Origin of the sequence: Aeromonas sp. QDB25, assembly GCF_027707725.1 — a bacterium.
Taxonomy (GTDB): Bacteria; Pseudomonadota; Gammaproteobacteria; order Enterobacterales; family Aeromonadaceae; genus Aeromonas; species Aeromonas caviae.
Window position 1 is genome coordinate 1 of the sequence record NZ_JAPCIZ010000191.1, and the last position, 1,676, is coordinate 1,676.

1 protein-coding gene and 1 pseudogene are annotated in these 1,676 nt (G+C 53.2%); one reads left to right on the forward strand and one right to left on the reverse strand.

The genetic code is table 11. From position 1 onward, the window contains the following. Nucleotides 1-58 precede the first annotated feature (58 nt). A pseudogene (locus PG883_RS23400) lies at nucleotides 59-214 on the forward strand (IS4 family transposase); the annotation flags it as partial. Between the two features lie 339 nt (nucleotides 215-553). Here PG883_RS23400 and PG883_RS23405 read toward each other — a convergent pair. Beyond that, nucleotides 554-1,676 (reverse strand): methyl-accepting chemotaxis protein (locus PG883_RS23405; RefSeq protein WP_270808445.1); only part of this gene is annotated, 1,123 nt, incomplete at its 5' end.

The following is a 1,676-nucleotide window of genomic DNA, read 5'->3' on the forward strand; positions in this document are numbered from 1 at the left end:
AGAACGGCCGATCGCCGTCAAGCACTGAAAATAGCAAAATCAGGTGCGGAATGACGGTTACATGGCGATAGCCAGACTGGGCGGTTTTATGGACAGCAAGCGAACCGGAATTGCCAGCTGGGGCGCCCTCTGGGAAGGTTGGGAAGCCCTGCAAAGTAAACTGGATGGCTTTCTTGCCGCCAAGGATCTGATGGCGCAGGGGATCAAGATCTGATCAAGAGACAGGCCTGAAGGTCATTGGAGGTCTGCGTCCTAAGCGGCAGCAGTAATGCGTATTGCAGCCGTAGGATAACTTTCGAGGAAAAAGACTGGGCCCAAAAGTACTGGCGACCGATTTCTCACATGTCGAACTCACACTATCGCGCCAGAATAGTTGTTCATGTTTTTCCCATTGTCGTCGGTAATGCTGCGGTAGCAGTCGTAGAGTTTGAACGGGCGTCCGTCAAGCCCTCCCGACCCACACAGGACTGACGAACGCCTAAATGAGGTGCGCCGGCCAATGCTAACATTGAAGCAATGTCAGCACTGAAAGCCTGCGCCGCACTACAGTCGGTTATCTGATCTGAAACCGGGAAGCTGATTGGCGCAAGGCTTCGGAGTGCATCTGAAGCTGATCAGCGGAGGACACAACATCACATATCGCGGCATAGTTTCGCTCCGACATCTGGGCGATGTTTTCGACACTCTTGGCGATCTCATTATTTGCATAGCTTTGCTCGCGTAGCGAGGTAGAAATGCTATCGATTGCCGCCAGAACACTGTCGGTACTGCCATGAATGGTCGCCATCGAGTTCCCGGTATTGCCGACAAGTTCCATGCCCACATTGACCATGACTGTTCCCTGCGCCATGCTTTCCACCGCCTGCATCGTACCGGTACGAATCGCTTCGATCATCGCGGCGATATCCTGGGTGGACAGTTTCGTGCGTTCTGCCAGCTTTCGCACCTCGTCGGCAACCACGGCGAAGCCGCGCCCTTGCTCTCCCGCTCTTGCGGCTTCTATGGCTGCATTGAGCGCCAGAAGATTGGTTTGATCGGCAATTTCCTTGATGACATTGACAATATCGGCGATTTTGTGGGATTGGTCGTCAAGCGTTTGCATGAAGATAGATGACTGATTGACGTTTTCGACGATTTTGTTCATTTCAGCTATGGTTTTTTGGGCAAAATGCTCCCCTTCCTCTGCCATATGCTTTGAATCAATGGCGCTCTTGTTTACGTCTGCAGTGTTGTCCGATATGTGGCTGATGCTAACGGTCATCTCTTCAACAGTCGCCGCGACAGTCGCTGCTGCGTCTGTCTGCTGGTTGGTTGCATCCTGCACCTGATGCGATGAGGCCGACAACTGCTTAGCTAATCCGGCCAACTGAACCGTTGCTACGACGATTTGTTCGACCATCTCACGCAGCCCGTCCTGCATCGATTTCATGGAAGCCAGCAGGCTTGCCGTGTCGTTGGGCTGGAGGTTGATGGCTGTTGACAGATCACCTTTGGCTATTCTCTGGGCAACCTTGGCGGCGTACTCGGGCTCCCCGCCCAAGGTTTTTAGCAGATTGCGTACAATCGCAAAGCAAATCCACAGGGTCAGGCCGACAGCTACCAGAAGCAGGCTGGCGTACGAAACGAATGCATCACGATCTGCATCCATATTCGCGTGGATTTCCTGCTGGATATCC